General features: G+C 65.0%; 15 protein-coding genes. 12 read left to right on the top strand and 3 right to left on the bottom strand.

The window, feature by feature from the left end; genetic code table 11:
• Positions 1 to 9 precede the first annotated feature (9 nt).
• Both FMM02_RS08395 and FMM02_RS08390 read left to right on the top strand, forming a co-directional pair.
• The gene (locus tag FMM02_RS08395; RefSeq protein WP_147494421.1) at positions 10 to 1,041 is read left to right on the top strand and encodes a cysteine synthase A; all 1,032 of its coding nucleotides are present in this window, start codon (positions 10 to 12) and stop codon (positions 1,039 to 1,041) included.
• A gap of 52 nt (positions 1,042 to 1,093) precedes the next feature.
• Positions 1,094 to 1,756, top strand: coding sequence for a peroxiredoxin (locus tag FMM02_RS08390; RefSeq protein ID WP_147494420.1), 663 nt, complete (start codon positions 1,094 to 1,096; stop codon positions 1,754 to 1,756).
• Positions 1,757 to 1,762: 6 nt separating this feature from the next.
• Here the strand turns inward: FMM02_RS08390 and FMM02_RS08385 are convergent, their stop codons facing one another.
• Entirely contained in the window at positions 1,763 to 2,911 is a 1,149-nt protein-coding gene (locus tag FMM02_RS08385) for a PQQ-dependent sugar dehydrogenase (protein WP_187107741.1), read from the bottom strand.
• A 42-nt stretch (positions 2,912 to 2,953) separates the two neighbouring features.
• On the opposite strand from FMM02_RS08385, the gene FMM02_RS08380 reads away from it, so the two are divergent.
• The 9 genes from FMM02_RS08380 (at position 2,954) to FMM02_RS08340 (ending at position 11,537) form a co-directional block, all read left to right on the top strand.
• Complete coding sequence (locus FMM02_RS08380) at positions 2,954 to 4,000, top strand: type III polyketide synthase (RefSeq protein WP_147494419.1); 1,047 nt, start codon at positions 2,954 to 2,956, stop codon at positions 3,998 to 4,000.
• A complete protein-coding gene (locus FMM02_RS08375; RefSeq protein WP_147494418.1) occupies positions 3,997 to 4,485 on the top strand; it encodes an isoprenylcysteine carboxyl methyltransferase family protein in 489 nt (162 codons plus the stop codon). The genes FMM02_RS08380 and FMM02_RS08375 overlap by 4 nt, the downstream gene beginning before the upstream one ends.
• 129 nt (positions 4,486 to 4,614) lie before the next feature.
• The gene (gene rimP, locus FMM02_RS08370; RefSeq protein WP_147494417.1) at positions 4,615 to 5,151 is read left to right on the top strand and encodes a ribosome maturation protein RimP; all 537 of its coding nucleotides are present in this window, start codon (positions 4,615 to 4,617) and stop codon (positions 5,149 to 5,151) included.
• A gap of 5 nt (positions 5,152 to 5,156) precedes the next feature.
• On the top strand, positions 5,157 to 6,773 hold the full coding sequence (nusA, locus tag FMM02_RS08365) for a transcription termination factor NusA (protein ID WP_147494416.1): 1,617 nt from the start codon (positions 5,157 to 5,159) through the stop codon (positions 6,771 to 6,773).
• The gene (locus FMM02_RS08360) at positions 6,754 to 7,470 is read left to right on the top strand and encodes a DUF448 domain-containing protein (protein ID WP_147494415.1); all 717 of its coding nucleotides are present in this window, start codon (positions 6,754 to 6,756) and stop codon (positions 7,468 to 7,470) included. Before nusA ends, FMM02_RS08360 begins: the two co-directional genes overlap by 20 nt.
• Complete coding sequence (gene infB, locus FMM02_RS08355; protein WP_147494414.1) at positions 7,467 to 9,986, top strand: translation initiation factor IF-2; 2,520 nt, start codon at positions 7,467 to 7,469, stop codon at positions 9,984 to 9,986. The genes FMM02_RS08360 and infB overlap by 4 nt, the downstream gene beginning before the upstream one ends.
• Positions 9,986 to 10,390 carry a 30S ribosome-binding factor RbfA gene (gene rbfA / locus FMM02_RS08350; protein WP_147494413.1) on the top strand — a complete coding sequence of 135 codons (405 nt, stop codon included), beginning with the start codon at positions 9,986 to 9,988 and terminating at the stop codon, positions 10,388 to 10,390. The genes infB and rbfA overlap by 1 nt, the downstream gene beginning before the upstream one ends.
• The gene (locus FMM02_RS08345; RefSeq protein WP_147494412.1) at positions 10,387 to 10,938 is read left to right on the top strand and encodes a GNAT family N-acetyltransferase; all 552 of its coding nucleotides are present in this window, start codon (positions 10,387 to 10,389) and stop codon (positions 10,936 to 10,938) included. The genes rbfA and FMM02_RS08345 overlap by 4 nt, the downstream gene beginning before the upstream one ends.
• Entirely contained in the window at positions 10,938 to 11,537 is a 600-nt protein-coding gene (locus FMM02_RS08340) for a thymidine kinase (RefSeq protein WP_147494411.1), read from the top strand. The genes FMM02_RS08345 and FMM02_RS08340 overlap by 1 nt, the downstream gene beginning before the upstream one ends.
• A gap of 15 nt (positions 11,538 to 11,552) precedes the next feature.
• Here the strand turns inward: FMM02_RS08340 and FMM02_RS08335 are convergent, their stop codons facing one another.
• Both FMM02_RS08335 and FMM02_RS08330 read right to left on the bottom strand, forming a co-directional pair.
• Positions 11,553 to 12,503, bottom strand: a complete 951-nt coding sequence (locus FMM02_RS08335; RefSeq protein WP_147494410.1) for a hypothetical protein — start codon at positions 12,501 to 12,503, stop codon at positions 11,553 to 11,555.
• Positions 12,500 to 13,645: a CDP-alcohol phosphatidyltransferase family protein gene (locus tag FMM02_RS08330; protein ID WP_147494409.1), complete on the bottom strand. Its 1,146-nt coding sequence runs from the start codon at positions 13,643 to 13,645 to the stop codon at positions 12,500 to 12,502. The genes FMM02_RS08335 and FMM02_RS08330 overlap by 4 nt, the downstream gene beginning before the upstream one ends.
• On the opposite strand from FMM02_RS08330, the gene truB reads away from it, so the two are divergent.
• Positions 13,623 to 14,510 carry a tRNA pseudouridine(55) synthase TruB gene (truB, locus tag FMM02_RS08325; RefSeq protein WP_147494408.1) on the top strand — a complete coding sequence of 296 codons (888 nt, stop codon included), beginning with the start codon at positions 13,623 to 13,625 and terminating at the stop codon, positions 14,508 to 14,510. The two genes, FMM02_RS08330 and truB, sit on opposite strands and share 23 nt — an antisense overlap.
• The last annotated feature ends 10 nt before the right edge of the window (positions 14,511 to 14,520 follow it).

Genomic DNA, 14,520 nt, shown 5'->3' with positions numbered 1-14,520 from the left:
ATCCTGGGCATGGCCCTCAATGACTCCGTGCTCGCCGCGATCGGTAATACCCCGCTGATCAAGCTCCGCCGCGCTTCCGAGGAGACGGGCTGCACCATCCTCGGCAAGGCCGAATTCATGAATCCCGGGGCGTCGGTCAAGGACCGTGCCGCGCTGGGCATCATCACCGCGGCCATCGAACGGGGCGAGCTTCGACCCGGCGGACTGATCGTCGACGGCACCGCCGGCAATACCGGGATCGGCCTCACCATCGTCGGCAATGCGCTGGGCATGAAAACGGTGATCGTCATCCCGGAGACGCAAAGCCAGGAGAAGAAGGACGCGCTGCGCTCTCTCGGCGCCACCCTGATCGAGGTGCCGGCGGTCCCTTACCGGAACGACAATAATTATGTGAGGGTCGCGGGCCGCACCGCCCAGCGGCTGGCACGCGAACATCCCGAGGGCGCGATCTGGGCCAACCAGTTCGACAATGTCGCCAATCGCGACATCCACGTCCGCACCACCGGCCCCGAAATCTGGCAGCAGACCGAGGGAGGGATCGACGGCTTCGTCAGCGCGATCGGTACCGGTGGAACATTGGCGGGGGTCGCCGAGGCCCTGCGCGCGCGGCGGGCCGGCATCGCCATCGCCTTGGCGGACGTTCCGGGGGCTGCGATGCACAGCTATTACAGCAGCGGCGAGCTAAAGGCCGAAGGCAGCTCGATCACCGAAGGGATCGGCCAGGGCCGGGTTACCGCCAACCTCGAAGGCTTTCAGCCCGACCACAGTTTCCGGATCGCCGACGCCGAGAGCCTGGATATCGTCTATCGCCTGATCCGGGAGGAAGGGCTCGCGCTCGGCCTGTCGTCCGGGGTCAACATCGCCGGCGCGATCCGGCTGGCCCGTGAACTGGGGCCCGGCAAGACCATCGTCACCATGTTGTGCGACCCGGCAAGCCGCTATCAGTCGCGGCTGTTCAACCCCGATTTCCTGCGCGCCAAGGGGCTCGCGCCCCCCGATTGGCTCGAACAACCGCAGGTCGTCAAACCGGCATTCGCCTGACCCTTGATCAGGCGTATGGCGCGACCAAAATCACGACTCACAGGAGGATCAAATGACACTTTCAATCGGCAGCGTGGCGCCGGATTTCACCGCGGACACCACCAAGGGCCAAATCAGCTTCCACGACTGGATCGGCGACCAGTGGGCGATCCTGTTTTCCCACCCCAAGGCCTTCACGCCCGTATGCACCACCGAACTGGGTTATATGGCCGGCCTTAAGGACGAGTTCGCCAAGCGCAACACCAAGATCATCGGCCTTAGCGTCGACGCCACCGACGACAATGCCCGCTGGCTTCCCGACATCGAGGAAGTAAGCGGCAACAAGGTCGACTATCCGGTGATTGGCGACAGCGACCTGAACGTCGCCAAGCTCTACAACATGCTGCCCGCAGACAGCGGCGATAGCGCCTCGGGGCGCACCGCCGCCAACAATGCAACGGTGCGCACCGTCTACATCATCGGTCCGGACAAGAAGATCCGCGCGATGCTGCTCTACCCGATGAGCTCGGGGCGCAATTTCGACGAGGTCCTCCGCCTGCTGGATTCGGTCCAGCTGACCGAGAAGCAGGGCGTTGCAACCCCGGTCAACTGGAAGCCGGGCGAAGATTGCATCATCCCGCCGTCGGTCAGCGACGAGGATGCCAAGGCCAAATATCCGGGTGGCTGGGAAACGCTGAAGCCCTACCTGCGCCGTATCCCGCAGCCTGCGGACTGATGATGATCAGCGGGCGGCTGCCGGGTCCAGCCTGAGCAGCCGCCCCCCATCCTCTAACAGGTACACACTGCCCTGCGGGCCCTGATCAACCGCCCGGATTCGGGCACCCATATTCCACTGCTCGGCCTTGACCGCCTTGTCGCCGTCAAGATCGATCCGGATCAGCGCCTCGCCAGAGAGCGCCGCGACCAGCGCATCGCCCTTCCACCGCGGGAATTTGTCGCCGCTGTAGATCAGCAGGCCCCCTGGCGAGATCGACGGGGTCCACCAGACCTTGGGCGTTTCATAACCGTCGCCCGTCTTATGGTCGGGGATTTCGCCGCCGCCATAATGCGATCCGTTCGATGCTCGCGGCCAGCCGTAATTCTTTCCCGGCAGGATCAGGTTCACTTCGTCCCCGCCCTGCGGCCCCATCTCATGTTCCCACAGCCGCCCGTCGGGCGCGAACTGGAGGCCGAGCGCGTTGCGGTGCCCGATCGACCATATTTCCGCGGCGACGCCGCCCCGCGATGCCCAGGGATTGCCGGGCGCGGGCTGGCCTTCGTCGGTCAGCCGCAGGATCTTGCCAAGATTGCCGCCCAGATCCTGCGCCGGCTCCATCTTCTGCCGGTCGCCGGAGCTTAGGTAGAGCAAGCCATCGGGACCGAAGGCGATGCGATGAGAAAAATGGCCATTACCGCTAACCTTGGGCTGCTGCCGCCAGATGATCTTGAAATCCCTAAGCGTCGGCGCCGCCGTGTCGGCAAGGTCGAGCGTTCCATAGCCGAGCGCCGCGCCGCTGATCCCGTCCGGTCCAGGCTCGACGAAAGTGAGATACACTCGTCGGTTCGCGGCAAAGTCGGGGTGGGGCATGACATCGCCAAGCCCGCCCTGCCCAGCCGCCTTGACGGGCGGGACGCCCGAAATCGGCAGCCGCTTGCCGTCGGAAATGTCAACCAGCCAGAGCTTTCCGTCTTTTTCGCTGAGCAGCGCGAGATTGGTCAGCGGAACACCGCTGCCCGGAAGGAATTCCATCGCCCAGGGAGAGTCAAACGTTGCGATCTCGACGGCGGTGAACGGCTTCTCGCCGACATTTCCCGACTGGGCAGAGGTTTGCGCCTGGCACCCCATCAGCATCGTCGCGGCCAGCAAGCCTTGCAATATCGTCCGGGTCATCCACATTCTCCCTTTGCAAGCTAGGGGCACCGCCGGACCGTTATGAACCAGGCCAGCCTCCTGTCAGTCGCCACTGCTCTTCCCCCTCATAGCGTTTCGCAGGCCGATGCCAAAGCCAAGGCCCGTGCCCTGTTCGGCGGTCGCCCGGCGCTGTTCGACCGATTGGCGAAGGTGTTCGACAATGCCGGGATCGCCAGGCGCCACATCGTCGCGCCGCTCGACTGGTATGGGGGCGACCATGGCTGGGAGGCGCGCAACCACCTCTACCTCGACGCCGCCGACGCGCTATTCTGCGAGGTCGCCACCAAGGCCATCGCCGATGCCGGTCTTAAGCCGGCCGACATCGATGGCGTTGTCACCGTGTCCACCACCGGGATCGCCACGCCCAGCCTCGAGGCCAGAAACGGACCGGCGATCGGGCTCAGCCCCGCCATCGCGCGCGTGCCCTTGTTCGGACTGGGCTGCGCTGGCGGCGTCAGCGGTCTCGCGACCGCGGCACGGCTTGCCTCAGCCAGCCCCGGCAGCCGCTGGCTGTTCGTGACTGTCGAGACCTGCTCAATCGCCATCCGGCTCGACAGCGACGACCCGGCGGCGATCGTCGCCACCGCGATTTTCGGCGACGGCGCCGCCGCGGCAGTGGTCGAATCTGGCGGGCAGGGAATCGCGACCATCGCCGCAGCGGGCGAGCGGATGTGGCCCGATACGCTGGGAATCATGGGCTGGCGCGTCGAGGATCCCGGCCTGGCGGTGGTGTTCGACCGGGCCATTCCGCCCTTTGTCGAGGCGCAACTTGCCGGCGCGGTCGACGAACTTCTGGACGGGATGAACCTGTCGCGCGGCGACATTGACCGGTTCTGCTGTCATCCCGGCGGGGTCAAGGTCATCGACGCTATCGAAACGGCGCTCGCGCTGCCCGGCGGCACGCTCGATATCGAACGCGAAGTGCTTCGCTCCTGTGGCAACATGAGCGCGCCGACCGTGCTGTTCGCGCTGGACCGGCTGATTGCGCGCGGCCTTCCAGACCGGACGATGCTGACCGCTTTTGGACCCGGCTTCACCTGCGCCGCCATGCTGCTGGAGCGGCGATGATCTGGCCTACGGTCGCGATCCTCGGCTTCGTGACGCTGCAGCGGCTCGTCGAGCTGCCGATCGCCCGCGCCAATACGCTCCGCCTTCTTGCAGCCGGCGGACAAGAAGTCGCACCTGGACATTATCCCTTCATCGTCCTGCTGCACGCCGCCTGGCTTGCAAGTCTGTGGTTGTTTGCGCCCGGCCGCCCGGTCAGCCTGCCCATGGTCGCGTTATTCCTGCTCGTCGAAGGTGGCAGAATCTGGGTGCTGCGGACGCTCGGTTCGCGCTGGACGACGCGGATCATCGTCGTGCCGGGCGAAAAGCTAGTCTCGGCCGGCCCCTACCGCTTCGTCGATCATCCCAATTACCTGGTGGTAATGGCCGAAATCGCCATTCTCCCGCTCATCTTCGGCCTCTGGCAGGTCGCATTGATTTTCTCCCTGCTCAACGGGGGGATTCTCGCCGTTAGGATCAGCGCCGAAAATCGCGCGCTTGGCCGCTGACTCTTCGGCTTGCGCGGCGTCGCGCTCGCGCCTATATGGCGGTCCTCTCCTCGACATCACCAGATGCTTGAGGCCGGGCCGGGGATCGGCCCGGCGCCGGGAGGACTTGGATATGCACCTGGAGCCTAGTTGACCGATACCACTGCCCTCGCCCGCTTGATCGAGCCCGCCGTCAAGGCGCAAGGCTTGGCGCTTGTGCGCGTCGCGATGATCGGCGGCAAGACTGACCCGACCCTTCAGGTGATGGCGGAACGGCCCGACACGCGGCAGCTGACGCTGGGCGATTGCGAGACGCTTTCACGCGCCTTGTCGGAGCTGATCGACGCTGAGGAAGCCGCCGGCCGCGACCCGGTTGACGGCCCCTATCGGCTGGAGGTCAGCTCGCCCGGCATCGACCGGCCGCTGACCCGCCTCCAGGATTATGCCGATTGGACCGGACATGAGGCCAGGATCAGGTTTGCCGAACCGCAGGACGGCGCCAAGCAGGTCTCGGGCGACATTTGCGGGGTCGATGGCGACATCATCACCGTCGCCACCACCAAGGGCGAACGCCAGGTCGCCTATTCGAACATCGCGTCGGCCAAGCTCATCTTGACCGACAAGCTTATTAACGCCACCGCGCCGCTCAGCCTCGAAGGCGCCGATCAGATCAAGACGGAAGGTTGAATACCATGGCCACTGCCGCTCCTTCTCCCGCAGCTGCGACCGCCAACAAGGCGGAACTGCTGGCCATTGCCGACGCCGTCGCGCGCGAGAAGCTGATCGACAAGGCGATCGTCATCGAGGCGATGGAAGACGCGATCCAGCGCGCTGCCCGTGCCCGATACGGCGCCGAGAACGACATTCGTGCCAAGCTCGACCCCAATACCGGCGACCTGCGCCTGTGGCGCGTCCTCGAAGTGGTCGAAGAGGTCGACGATTATTTCAAGCAGGTTGACCTGAAGGGCGCCGAGAAGCTGCAGAAGGGTGCCGCGCTGGGCGACTTCATCGTCGACCCGTTGCCTCCGATCGAATTCGGCCGCATCGCCGCGCAGGCCGCCAAGCAAGTCATCTTCCAGAAGGTCCGCGACGCCGAGCGCGAGCGCCAATATGAAGAATTCAAGGACCGCGCGGGCGAAGTCATCACCGGCGTCGTCAAGCGGGTCGAATTCGGCCACGTCGTCGTCGATCTTGGCCGTGCCGAGGGCGTCATCCGCCGCGACGCGCAGATCCCGCGCGAAATGGTCCGGGTCGGTGACCGTATCCGTTCGCTGATCTTGCGTGTCGCCCGTGAAACCCGCGGCCCGCAGATCTTCCTTTCGCGCGCCCACCCCGATTTTATGAAGAAGCTGTTCGCGCAGGAAGTGCCGGAAATCTACGACGGCATTATCGAGATCAAGGCCGCCGCCCGCGACCCGGGTTCGCGCGCCAAGATCGGCGTCATCAGCTACGATAGCTCGATCGACCCGGTCGGCGCCTGCGTCGGCATGAAGGGCAGCCGGGTTCAGGCAGTCGTCCAGGAATTGCAGGGCGAGAAGATCGACATCATCCCGTGGAGCGAGGACACGGCCACCTTCGTCGTCAATGCGCTTCAGCCGGCAACCGTCAGCCGGGTCGTGATCGACGAGGAAGAGGGCCGGATCGAAGTGGTTGTCCCCGATGACCAGCTCAGCCTGGCCATCGGCCGCCGCGGCCAGAACGTCCGCCTTGCAAGCCAGCTGACCAATTCGCAGATCGATATCTTGACCGAGGCCGACGCCTCGGAGAAGCGCCAGCGCGAATTCGTCGAGCGTTCGGAGATGTTCCAGAACGAGCTGGACGTCGACGAGACGCTTGCCCAGTTGCTGGTCGCCGAAGGGTTCACCAGTCTCGAGGAAGTGGCTTATGTCGAACTCGACGAGATTGCGTCGATCGAAGGTCTCGACGACGAGATCGCCGGCGAGCTGCAGAGCCGCGCAACGGAAGCGCTGGAGCGCCGCGAGGCTGCCGCCCGCGAAGAGCGCAAGGCCCTGGGCGTCGAGGACGCGCTGGCCGAACTGCCCTACATCACCGAAGCGATGCTGGTGACGCTGGGCAAGGCCAATATCCGGATGCTCGACGATCTTGCCGACCTTGCGACCGATGAGCTGATCCAGAAAAAGCGGGTCGAGCCGCGCCGCCGCGCCGAAACCAGCAAGCGCAGCGAGGACAAGGCCGGAATCCTTGCCGATTATGGCCTGACCGAGGAGCAGGGCAACGAGATCATTATGGCCGCCCGAGCCCATTGGTTCGAAGATGAGGAGGCCGCCGATGCGGACTCCACCCAATGAGGCCGTAGCCACCGACACCGTTGACGAAGGCGCGGGTCCGGAACGGACCTGTGTGCTCAGCCGTGTCGTTCGACCCAAGGACGCACTGGTGCGCCTGGCGCTTGGTCCCGACGGCCAAGTTGCCCCCGACGTGCGCGCCCGCGCGCCCGGACGCGGCGCCTGGATCGGGGTAGACCGCAGGACGGTCGACGAAGCCAATGCCAAGGGCCGGCTCAAGGGCGCATTGTCGCGAGCCTTCAAGACGCAGGCGTTAGAAATTCCGTCCGATCTAGGCGAGCGGATCGAGACCGCCCTTCGCCAGCATGCCCTCGACCGGCTCGGTCTCGAGGCGCGGGGCGGAATGCTGGTCAATGGCGCGGAGCGGGTCGAGGCGGCCGCCCGTCAGGGCAAGGTTCACCTGCTGATCCATGCCGCCGACGCCGGCGCCGACGGCCGCCGGAAGCTCGACCAGGCATGGCGTGTCGGCGGGGGCGGTCCTGCCGGACTGGAATTTCCCGAACCGCGCACCATCTTGTCCATGGCGCTTGGCCGCGAAAATGTGGTACATATCGCACTTACCGACGCCGCCGCCGCGAGGCGCGTATTAAGCGCCATCGCCCGGTGGCGCGCTTTCATTGATCCCGATGCTGGGCTAGACGGCGGCGACGCCGCGGGGCCGGACGCGGGCGAACAGATTAGACACGAAGGAAACGCATGACCGACCAGAGCGACAAGCCCAAGCTTGGTACCCGGCCGCCGCTGGGCCTCAAGCGCACGGTCGAAACCGGCAAGGTGAAGCAGAGCTTCAGCCATGGCCGGTCGAACACGGTCGTGGTTGAGGTCAAGAAGCGCCGGATCCTTGGCAAGCCGGGCGAAACCCCGCCGCCGGCCGAGGAAAAGAAGGCCGAGGCTCCTCCCCCAGCGCCCAAGCCCGCCGCGCCCGCGCCCAAGCCGGCGCCGCAACGGAAGCTTTCGGAAGCCGAACAAATTGCTCGCCGGCGCGAAGAGATGGAGCGGCTGCAGCGCGAGGCAGAAGAATCGCGCATGGCCTCGCTCGAGGAAGCGCGCCGCCGCGAGGAACGCTCGAAGCAGGCGCAAAGCGAGGACGAGAAGCGCCGCGCGGAGGAGAATCGCAAGGCCGAGGAGGAAGCTGCCCAGAAGGCCCAGGACGACAGCAGTGAGGCTGCGGACCTGGCCGCCGCCGAAGCGGCCAAGCCTGAAGCCGCGCCGGCCAAGCAGGAAGCGCCCGAAGAGCGCGGTTTCCGCCGTCCCGCATCGGCCCCGGCCCATGCGCCCAAGCGTCCAGAACCGTCGCGCCCCAGCGCGCATCGCCCGCGCGACGACCGCCGTCATTCGGGCAAGCTTACCGTCACGCGCGCCCTGTCAGGCGAAGACGACAGCCGGGCGCGGAGCCTTGCTGCGCTGCGCCGCGCACGGGAAAAGGAAAAGCGCGCCCATCAGTCGTCGGGTCCGTCGGCGAAGCAGGTTCGCGATGTCGTAGTCCCGGAAAGCATCACGGTCGGCGAACTGGCCAACCGCATGGCCGAGAAGGCCGCCGACCTGGTGAAGGCGCTGTTCAAGATGGGGATGATGGTCACCGTCAATCAGGCGATCGACCAGGACACAGCGGAACTTCTCGTCACGGAGTTCGGGCACAATATCAAGCGCGTCAGCGACAGCGATATCGACATCGACACGTCGACCGACGTCGATGCCGACGAAACGTTGAAGTCGCGTCCGCCGGTGGTGACGATCATGGGCCATGTCGACCATGGCAAGACCTCGTTGCTCGACGCGATCCGCGGCGCTGCGGTCCAGACCGGGGAAGCCGGCGGCATCACCCAGCATATCGGCGCCTATCAGGTGGCGATGAAGGACAAGTCGAAGATCACCTTCCTCGACACGCCGGGCCACGAAGCCTTTACGGAGATGCGCGCCCGCGGCGCGAACGTCACCGACATCGTCGTTCTCGTGGTAGCCGCCGATGACGGACTGAAGCCCCAGACGATCGAGGCCATCAATCATACCAAGGCGGCCGGCGTGCCGATGATCGTGGCGATCAACAAGATCGACAAGCCCGAGGCCAAGCCGCAAAAGGTCCGCGAGGAACTGCTGCAGCACGAGATCATCGTCGAAGACATGGGCGGCGACGTGCAGGACGTCGAAGTGTCGGCGCTCAAGAAGACCAACCTTGACGGGTTGCTGGATGCGATCAACATCCAGGCCGAAATCCTCGAGCTCAAGGCCAACCCCGACCGCGCCGCCGAAGCGACCGTTGTCGAGGCGAAGCTCGACAAGGGCCGTGGACCGGTCGCTACCGTGCTGGTCCAGCGCGGCACGCTGAAGGTTGGCGACGTGATCGTCGTCGGCGCCGCTTCGGGCAAGGTCCGTGCGATGCTCGACGATCATGGCAAGCAGGTGAAGGAAGCCGGCCCATCGGTTCCGGTCGAAGTGCTCGGCCTCGGTGCCGTGCCGTCGGCGGGAGACCAGCTTACTGTGGTGGAGAATGAGGCCCGTGCCCGCGAGGTCGCGACCTATCGCCAGGGCGTGCTCGACAAGAAGAGGACCACTACCGCGCCGATGAGCCTTGAGACGATGTTCGCGTCGAAAGCCTCGACGACCATTGAATTCCCGATGGTGGTGAAGGCCGACGTCCAAGGTTCGGTCGAAGCGATCGTTAACGCGCTCAACAAGATTTCGACCGATGAAATCCGTGTCCGGGTGCTTCACTCGGGCGTGGGGGCGATCACCGAAAGCGACGTGACGCTCGCGGCTTCGACGGGCGCGCCGATCATCGGCTTCAACGTTCGTCCCAACGCCAATGCGCGCACCGCGGCCGAACGCAACAAGGTCGAGTTCCGCTACTATGACGTCATCTATCACCTCACCGATTGGGTGAAGGGGGCGATGGCCGGCGAACTGGGTCCGGAAATCATCGAAAACGTGGTCGGCCGTGCCAAGGTCCAGGAAGTCTTCCCGGCGGGCAAGAAAGACAAGGCCGCTGGCCTGCTGGTTCTCGAAGGCCTTATCAAGAAGGGTCTGCACGCCCGCCTTACCCGCGACGACGTCATCGTCTCCAAGACGACGATCTCCTCGCTGCGGCGTTTCAAGGACGACGTCGCGCAGGTCGTGGCAGGCATGGAATGCGGTGTCCTGCTGGCCGAAACCAACGACATCAAGGCCGGCGACATGCTCGAGGTCTTTGAGGTCGAGGAACGGGCGCGCACGCTTTAATGCGGACCAAGGAAACGCCCGAGGGCCGATCGGTCCGGCTGCTTCGCGTCGGCGAGCAGGTGCGCCATGTGCTTTCGGAAATCCTGCAACGCGGGGACGTGCATGACGAGGTGCTTCAATCGCACCTCGTCAGCGTCACCGAGGTCCGCATGAGCCCCGACCTTCGCCACGCCACGGTGTTCGTGAAGCCGCTGCTGGGCCAGGAGGAGGAAGCGGTACTCAAGGCGCTGCGCACCAATACCGCCTACCTCCAGCGCGAGGTCGCGAAACGAGTGCAGTTGAAATATGCCGCGCGCCTCAAATTCCTGACCGATGAGAGCTTCGACGAAGGCAGCCACATCGACCGCCTGTTGCGAAGTGATCATGTCGCGCAGGACCTTGGCGCCGAGCCCGACACCGAATGATCGCCTGCCTCAGCGAGCCGATGGCCGGCGACGGCGTTTCGGCGCTTCCTTTCGATGAAACTCTCCGAGCCGCGCTGAAGGCCGCATGCGCGGAAGACGACCGGATCTGGCAAATCTATTCGCTCGATTTCGGGCCGGACGGCTTTGATGCCAGCATCGACCGGTTCGTGCGCAATCCGCTGAACCGCGTGTTCGTCCTGTTCGAGGGCCGGGACCTTGCCGGCATGTCGAGCTTCCTCGGCATCGACGAAAGCCGGCAGGTTCTGGAAATCGGCGGGACCTATTACCGCCCGCACCTGCGCGGGACCGGATTCAATTTCCGCGCCAAGGACATGATGCTGCGCCGGGCATTCGAATGCGGGATCCGCCGCGCCGAATTTCGCGTTGATGTTCGCAACGCGCGCAGCCAGGCGGCGCTGGCCCGGCTAGGCGCGGTCCGCGAAGGGGTTATCCGTGCTGACCGCATCACCTGGACTGGCCATGTCCGCGACACGGCGATCTATTCGATCTTGCAGGAAGAGTGGCCGCCTGCTCGAAACCTCGGCTGATGGCCAAGCTCTATTTCTACTATGCGGCGATGAACGCCGGAAAATCGACGACGCTGCTGCAGGCCGATTTCAACTATCGCGAACGCGGGATGGAGACGATGCTGTGGACCGCGGCGCTGGACGACCGTGCCGGAGCCGGGACCATCGGCTCACGGATCGCGCTCAACGCACCGGCGCGGACCTTTGACCCAACCGTCGACCTGCTCGGCGAGGTCGAAACGGAACTGAAAAGGCGCAAACTCGACTGCATCCTGGTCGACGAAGCGCAATTCCTGACCCGGAACCATGTGCTCCAATTGTGCCGCGTCGCTGACGAACTGTCGGTTCCCGTCCTCTGCTACGGGCTAAGGACCGACTTCCGGGCCAATCTGTTCGAAGGCTCCGCGGTCCTGCTGGCGCTGGCGGACGCACTGATCGAGCTGAAGGCCGTGTGCGAATGCGGGCGCAAGGCAACCATGAACCTGCGGGTCGATTCCCACGGCCATGCGGTCGCCGCTGGGGCCCAGACGGAGATCGGCGGGAACGACCGTTATGTCGCGCTATGCCGCAAGCATTTCTTCGAACGGCTTCGCGCCGGCGAAGCGCGCAATCAGGCCTGACGACACCGCGCTGACTCAGTCGTCATCGTCTTCATCGTCGACCTCTTCCGGCCGTTCCGGAAGCCATCGCCACAACAGTACCACATTGAACGTCGCCATCCCGACCTGCCACATCGCGGCGGCGGCAATCATCGCCGCCGGTTCGTCGATGTACGTCGCCAGCATCGCGCCGCCCCCAAGAGTGACCACGGTGAACAGGATGAACCCGCCGAGATGGTGCGGTAGATAGGGTTCGATCTTGCGGTGCCATTTCAGCTCTCGGCCGGTCCGCGCGGCCATGTTGCCGAATGGGCCGAACGCCGCCAGCAGCGTCTTCGACAGGCGATAGGTCAGCATCCTGCGGCTGACCACGGCGGAATTCATCGCGACTTCCGCGAAAGTAAGCGGCTCGGCGATATGCCTGCGCGGCACGAAAGGCGGCTTGGGCCACAGGCGCATGACCATGTAGGCAATCCATTCGCGCGCGCCGAACGCAAAGGCCATGGCCAGCCCGGTGAGCCCGGCCGCCCATCCGATCGACACCATGACCAGCCCGCTTCCGCTCAGTGCCAGCCGGAAATAGCGCGAGGCGGTCTTGACGTCGGCCTGGCGGATGTATCGCGCCGGCATGCCGATCGCGACGAAGGGCAGGTAGGTCGCAAGCTCATATTGGCCAACCGCCTTCAATCCTTCGCTAATCGCCGCGACCGTCAGCAGGGCGGCGATCAATGCCATCAACTGAAACTCGGTAGCCAGCCGCTTGGCCTGTCGCCGGACATCGCGCGACGCGCGAATGCGCTTGCGCATCAACGAAGCCGTCGACAGCCGGGTCAGCATCTGCGCGGCGCGAATGAAGGTGATCGCGGCCAGCAGGCGGGCTGCGTCCGCGTGGCCGATCGCGACGACGATCACCGCCCACATGGCGATGAGCGCGATCATCGGCAGATATTCCCGCCCAAACAGCTGTTTCAGCCGATCCCAGTTCATCGCAGCCAGGCGTCGACCTGTGCGGCACGGGCATGGGTTATCGCCTGGCCGTACCGGGCAGCCTGGACCAGCACCGACATCAGGCTCCAGGCTGCACACAGGCCAAAGGCTTCGGCGGGAAGCCCGACAAGGACGCCGGCAGTCATGATAAGGAGGATGATGTTGCGGCGTGACACGATCATCCTGAAGCGGCTGTCGAACCGCTGCCACATGAACGGGTTGATCCCGAACTTGTTTTTGAACGTCTTTTCCAGCACCCGGCCGACGACATAAGTGCCAAGGATGATCCAGCAGGACGGCCAGATCCACGGATGGCCCGGATCGACCAGGCCGATCCCCACCGCCAGGCACAGCCACCACAGGGGCGGATGGATCAGGTCATTGCCATGATCGAGCCGGTCACCGAGCGTGCTGGACGTGAGCGTCACGCGGGCAAGCTTGCCATCGACGGTGTCGAGCAGGGTCATCACCCAGGCCGCGATCAATCCGACGCCTAGGTTGCCGACATAGAATTGCCAGCCGGCAATGAAGGTCAGGGCGAAACCGACCATCGTCACCGCGTTTGGCCTCAGCCCCGCTGCCGCCGACAGCCGGGTCAGCCATAATGCCGGTTCGGGCCAGACATATTTGGTGACGATATCGGTGACGCCCTTGTAGACGCTCGCGAACAGCCGCCGCTCGATGATTGCCCGAGGCTGCTCGCCCAGTGCCAACGCCAGCGGCACGAGCGTGCGGCGAAGCTTGCGAACATAGACCGGGCCGATCGCATCGGCGCTGACGATGGGAAGATCGGCCACCTCGCCGGCGATGGCCGCGCGTGCAGCCTCGACCTGGCCCTGTTCGGCTGCGACGGCGAGCGGGCGCCCCGCGGGCGAGGCGATCACTGTCCCCGGATGGCTGGCCAGCCATGCGACCGTGTCGTCGGACAGGACGGCCGAGGCATGGGCCACCAGCGCAAGGTCACCGAGCGAGGCAAGCTGCCGCGCCAGACGGGTCGCAGGCGTCATGCCGAACAGCCGCTGATCGCATTCGCCGACTATTGTAAGCAACGACAGGTCCTTCCGGGAATTCGCGGCGGACTTATGGTCAAAGCGGCCGTCCTTGTCTATCGCGCCGCCGATGTCCCTCAATGGCTGGATCATTCTCGACAAGCCGGTCGGCATGGGCTCCACTCAGGCCGTGTCCGCGGTCAAGCGCGCGCTGCGCCAAGCGGGCGAGCCGAAAACCAAGATTGGCCATGGCGGAACGCTCGACCCGCTCGCCTCCGGCGTGCTTCCGATCGCGCTAGGAGAAGCGACGAAGCTCGCCGGGCGGATGCTGGACGCTACCAAGGCCTATGACTTCACGATCCGCTTCGGCGAGGAAACCGATACGCTGGATGCCGAAGGGAAGATCACTGCGACCAGCGACATCATCCCAACGCGCGCGCAGGTGGGTGCGGTGCTGCCGCGCTTTACCGGCCCGATCGAACAGATGCCGCCCGCTTATTCGGCGCTGAAGGTCAACGGCAAGCGCGCCTATGAGTTGGCCCGCGCCGGAGAGCAGGTGGCGCTGAAGACGCGCCAAGTGACGATCCACGAGCTGCGCCTTTTGTCGGCCGACTCGCGTGGCGCAACGCTTTGCGCGACCGTATCAAAGGGCACCTACATCCGATCCCTGGCACGGGACATCGCCCGCGCCCTTGGCAGCGTCGGCCATGTCACCATGTTGCGCCGAACCAAGGCCGGTCCCTTCTCGCTGGACGACGCGATTTCGCTGGACTTTCTGGACGATGCCGTTAAGGCGCGCGCATTGACGAGGACGGTTCTCCCGCTTGAGGCGGGGCTGGACGACATCCCGGCCCTCCCCGTCACCCCCGAACAGTCCAGGCTGCTCCGTCACGGACAGCCGCTTTTCGGGATCCCCGCGCAACCGGGGCTTCATTTGGCGAAGGACGGCGACACGCCGGTTGCCCTCGTCGAAGCCGAGGGCGTCACGCTTCGTGTCGTGCGCGGGTTCAACCTTTAGACGATTAAGG

Source organism: Sphingomonas xanthus (assembly GCF_007998985.1).
GTDB classification, from domain to species: Bacteria; Pseudomonadota; Alphaproteobacteria; order Sphingomonadales; family Sphingomonadaceae; genus Sphingomicrobium; species Sphingomicrobium xanthum.
The sequence above is the reverse complement of the archived record's forward strand: the minus strand, read 5'-3'. Positions and strand labels throughout refer to the sequence as shown.

Bases quoted from the DNA above. Each gene is read 5' to 3' on its own strand.
- FMM02_RS08390 (WP_147494420.1), top strand. From the start codon at position 1,094: ATGACACTTTCAATCGGCAGCGTGGCGCCGGATTTCACCGCGGACACC.
- FMM02_RS08395 (WP_147494421.1), top strand. From the start codon at position 10: ATGGCCCTCAATGACTCCGTGCTCGCCGCGATCGGTAATACCCCGCTG.
- FMM02_RS08340 (WP_147494411.1), top strand. From the start codon at position 10,938: ATGGCCAAGCTCTATTTCTACTATGCGGCGATGAACGCCGGAAAATCG.
- FMM02_RS08375 (WP_147494418.1), top strand. From the start codon at position 3,997: ATGATCTGGCCTACGGTCGCGATCCTCGGCTTCGTGACGCTGCAGCGG.
- truB (WP_147494408.1), top strand. From the start codon at position 13,623: ATGTCCCTCAATGGCTGGATCATTCTCGACAAGCCGGTCGGCATGGGC.
- nusA (WP_147494416.1), top strand. From the start codon at position 5,157: ATGGCCACTGCCGCTCCTTCTCCCGCAGCTGCGACCGCCAACAAGGCG.
- FMM02_RS08385 (WP_187107741.1), bottom strand. From the start codon at position 2,911: ATGACCCGGACGATATTGCAAGGCTTGCTGGCCGCGACGATGCTGATG.
- FMM02_RS08380 (WP_147494419.1), top strand. From the start codon at position 2,954: ATGAACCAGGCCAGCCTCCTGTCAGTCGCCACTGCTCTTCCCCCTCAT.
- FMM02_RS08360 (WP_147494415.1), top strand. From the start codon at position 6,754: ATGCGGACTCCACCCAATGAGGCCGTAGCCACCGACACCGTTGACGAA.
- FMM02_RS08345 (WP_147494412.1), top strand. From the start codon at position 10,387: ATGATCGCCTGCCTCAGCGAGCCGATGGCCGGCGACGGCGTTTCGGCG.
- FMM02_RS08335 (WP_147494410.1), bottom strand. From the start codon at position 12,503: ATGAACTGGGATCGGCTGAAACAGCTGTTTGGGCGGGAATATCTGCCG.
- rbfA (WP_147494413.1), top strand. From the start codon at position 9,986: ATGCGGACCAAGGAAACGCCCGAGGGCCGATCGGTCCGGCTGCTTCGC.
- infB (WP_147494414.1), top strand. From the start codon at position 7,467: ATGACCGACCAGAGCGACAAGCCCAAGCTTGGTACCCGGCCGCCGCTG.
- FMM02_RS08330 (WP_147494409.1), bottom strand. From the start codon at position 13,645: ATGATCCAGCCATTGAGGGACATCGGCGGCGCGATAGACAAGGACGGC.